Source organism: Nocardioides sp., from assembly GCF_031422975.1.
Lineage (GTDB): Bacteria > Actinomycetota > Actinomycetes > Propionibacteriales > Nocardioidaceae > Nocardioides.
Genome location: NZ_JANPEO010000632.1, coordinates 1 through 2,764, shown reverse-complemented (window position 1 = coordinate 2,764; position 2,764 = coordinate 1). Strand labels below are relative to the sequence as shown.

Genomic DNA, 2,764 nt, shown 5'->3' with positions numbered 1-2,764 from the left:
ACGAGGCCCTCGGCGAACGGGTTCCTGCCACAGTGCGGCACGATGCCGCCATGCTTGATCCGCCCCGCCATGCTGATCCGCTGCCCGTGCTACCGAACAGTCGGGCTGGTTCCCGGCACGATGTCCGACCGTACGGTTCGGTAGCGCCGACCACGACCATGGCCGCCGACGCCACCTCGACGGAAGGGGTCGGGAGCCGGCGGCCGATGACCGGGTGGGTCGCAGCCCACCGCCAGGCCGGCTCCGCACCGGGCGTGCAGCAGCAGTAACAGCTCAGGTGAGCAGCAGCGTATCGAGTCGTCGTCGCACGACGAACAACCCGATCAGGCCCATCACGACCAGGTAGCCGACGGAGATGGCACTCTCCCAGCCGACCTGACCGAGTGTCAGCTCGCGGCAGAGCACGACCCCGCGGTAGAGAGGCGTCATCTCGACCACCCACCGCAACCCCCCGTCGAAGGCCGTGATCGGGAAGAAGGTGGCGGAGAACAAGAAGAGCGGCAGCTGCAGGAGGGTGATCTTGTCGAAGTCCTGCCACGACGTCATCCAGGTCGTCGCGGCCATGCACACGGCGGAGAAAGCGAAACCGATCAGCAGCGCCGCCGGCAGCGCGAGGATGGCGGTCCACGAGTGCAGCATCCCGAGCGCCCACATCAGCAGCAGGAACGCCGCCGAATAGCTCGATCCCCGGAGCTGGCCCCAGATGATCTCGCCGCGCGCGATGTCGGCGGTCGTCAGCGGGGTGGCGAGCATCTGGTCGTAGAGCTTGTCGTACTTGAGCTTGAAGAAGACGTTGAAGGTGCTGTCCATCAGCGCACCGTTGAAGGCGCTCACCGCCAGCATGCCTGGAGCGACGAACTCGGCGTAGGGGATCGCCTGGCCGTTGACCTCGAAGCTCTCGATCAGCCGGCCGACGCCGATGCCGATGGAGAAGAGGAAGAACACCGGCTCGAGGAAGCCGGTGACGAACAGCTTCCAGTTCTTCTTGTAGACGATGAAGCTCCGGGTGACGAGCAGCCACGCGGCCCTCGCCGGACCGAGGGGCGGATGGACCCGGGCCTGCATGTTGAGGCTCATCAGTCGGCCAGCCGCTTCTCGAGACCGGACACCGACCAGAACCAGCCGACCACGATCGTCGTGACGAGCACGGCGACGTTGATCGCAGCCATCGACCAGTCAACGGTGTCGAGGCAGAACATCCGGCTCAGGTTGACGCCGTGCCACAGCGGGGTGAGCCGGGCGATCCACTCGAGCACCGGACCGAGGTTGGAGATCGGGAAGAACGCGCCCGAGAACAGCGTCAGTGGCAGCACACCGAGGCGGAACAGCACTCCGAAGCCCTGCTCGCTGTAGAGCCGGGTGGAGAAGCCGTAGACCAGGCCGGCGAAGGCCATCCCGACGAGCAGTTGCGAGCCGAACGCGAGGAACGGGCCCCACCAGGACTCGAAGACGCCGAACGGCGCGAGCACCAGCATGAAGACGCCGCACGCCGTGGCGAGTCGGAAGAGCACGAACATCAGGTTGGCCGCGACGAGGTGGCGGGGCTCGAGCGGCGTCGCCATCATCGAGTAGTAGGTCTTGTGCCACTTGAGCATGCCCATCACCGGATAGGTCGTCTCCCCCACCGCGATCTGCATCGCGTGCGTGGCCACCAGCCCGGGCACGATGAACGAGAGGTAGGACGTCGCGCCCTCGAGCTTGGCCGGGTCACCGTCGATGAAGCCGCCGAGCAGCACGCCCATCGCCACGACGTAGAACAGCGGCGAGACGAAGGAGCCGATCACCCCGCCCTTCCACGTGCGCTTGAAGAGCGTCCACCAGTAGTCGGTCTGCCGGAGCGTGCCGGTGACCAGGCTGAGGCTCATCAGTCCACCAGCGTCCGCCCGGTGAGCTTGAGGAAGACGTCCTCGAGGGTGCTGCGGCGTACGAGCACGGCGATCGGGTCGAGGCCACGCTCGTGGACCTTGGCGATGACCTCCTCGCCGTCTGGGCTGTAGACGAGGATGCGATCGGGCAGGATCTCGAGCCGGCCGAGGTCATCGATCTTGCCGGCGATCTGCTCGTGCGGGTTGGACTCGTCGTCGATGCCGAAGCGGAGCTCGGCCACCTCGCGGGTCGAGTGCTCCTCGATCAGCTGCCGTGGCGATCCTTCGGCGGCGATCAGGCCCTTGTCCATCACGACCAACCGGTCGCAGAGCTGCTCGGCCTCGTCCATGTAGTGGGTCGTGATCACTAACGTCACGCCCGCCTGCTTGAGCCGGAACAGCTGGTCCCAGAGCACGTGTCGGGCCTGCGGGTCGAGGCCGGTGGTCGGCTCGTCGAGGAGCAGCAGGTCGGGCTTGTTGACCAGGCTGCGCGCGATCGTGAGCCGTCGCTTCATCCCGCCGGAGAGGTCCTCGACCTTGGACTTCGCCTTCTCGGTGATCTGGGCGAACTCGAGCAGCTCGTGCGCGCGGTTGCGACAGGTGGCGCGGTCGATGCCGAAGTAGCGGCCGTAGATGTAGAGGTTGTCGAAGACGTTGAGCTCGTTGTCGAGGGTGTCCTCCTGCGGGCAGACACCGAGGCGACCACGGATGGCGGGGCCGTCGGTGGCCGGGTCCATGCCGAGGATCCGGAGCTCGCCGGAGGTCACCGGGCTCACCGACGCGATCATCCGCATGGTGCTCGACTTGCCGGCGCCGTTGGGACCGAGGAAGCCGAACGCCTCCCCGCGGCGCACCTCGACGTCGATGCCCTTGACCGCCTCGAACCCGCCGAAGGACTT

At 66.8% G+C, this 2,764-nt stretch carries 3 protein-coding genes; all 3 read right to left on the bottom strand.

Translation table 11 applies throughout. The annotated features are described in order from the left end of the window. Positions 1–273 precede the first annotated feature (273 nt). Entirely contained in the window at positions 274–1,077 is an 804-nt protein-coding gene (locus RMO85_RS18805; protein ID WP_310530246.1) for an ABC transporter permease, read from the bottom strand. After that, the gene (locus RMO85_RS18800; protein ID WP_310530245.1) at positions 1,077–1,865 is read right to left on the bottom strand and encodes an ABC transporter permease; all 789 of its coding nucleotides are present in this window, start codon (positions 1,863–1,865) and stop codon (positions 1,077–1,079) included. Before RMO85_RS18800 ends, RMO85_RS18805 begins: the two co-directional genes overlap by 1 nt. Continuing rightward, a partial coding sequence (locus tag RMO85_RS18795) for an ABC transporter ATP-binding protein (protein ID WP_310530244.1) occupies positions 1,865–2,764 on the bottom strand: 900 nt, incomplete at its 5' end. The genes RMO85_RS18795 and RMO85_RS18800, both read right to left, overlap by 1 nt.

Coding starts and splice junctions, on each gene's coding strand:
- RMO85_RS18805 (WP_310530246.1), bottom strand. CDS start 1,077: ATGAGCCTCAACATGCAGGCCCGGGTCCATCCGCCCCTCGGTCCGGCG.
- RMO85_RS18800 (WP_310530245.1), bottom strand. CDS start 1,865: ATGAGCCTCAGCCTGGTCACCGGCACGCTCCGGCAGACCGACTACTGG.